We start from the raw sequence: 402 nt of genomic DNA, 5'->3' as shown, positions 1-402 counted from the left end.
GCCGGCCTCGAACGCCGCCGAGACCTCCCGGGCCCACGGCAGGTACGTGCCCTCGCGGACCTTGCGGTCGAACTCCTCGCCGCGCAGCCCGTCGACCTCCCCGGCCAGGGTGAGCAGGGTGCCGGTGTCGGCGAAGGCGTCCACCTCCTCGGCCGGCTGCTCGGCGAAGAGCACGTGCAGGTACTGGGCGAACTGCTGCTGCCCCTCGTCGGCGGCCGCGCCGAGCGCGCTCAGCCCGGTGAGCGAGCCGCTGCCGCCCGCCCCGGCGTCGATGACCGTCGCGAACCGGTAGTGCAGGGTGAACCGCCCCTGGTCGGCGGCGTCGGTCATGATCGTGCCCAGCCCGTTCTCCATCCGCTTGCAGAACGGGCAGCGCAGGTCGAGGTGGACCGTGAGCCGGTG

1 protein-coding gene is annotated in these 402 nt (G+C 73.9%); it reads right to left on the bottom strand.

Annotated elements, in window-relative coordinates:
• On the bottom strand, positions 1–402 hold a 402-nt coding region (locus HTV45_RS33345), incomplete at both ends, for a thioredoxin domain-containing protein (protein WP_215209619.1).

Origin of the sequence: Streptomyces sp. CHD11 (assembly GCF_018638295.1) — a bacterium.
Taxonomy (GTDB): Bacteria; Actinomycetota; Actinomycetes; order Streptomycetales; family Streptomycetaceae; genus Streptomyces.
The sequence above is the reverse complement of the archived record's forward strand: the minus strand, read 5'-3'. Positions and strand labels throughout refer to the sequence as shown.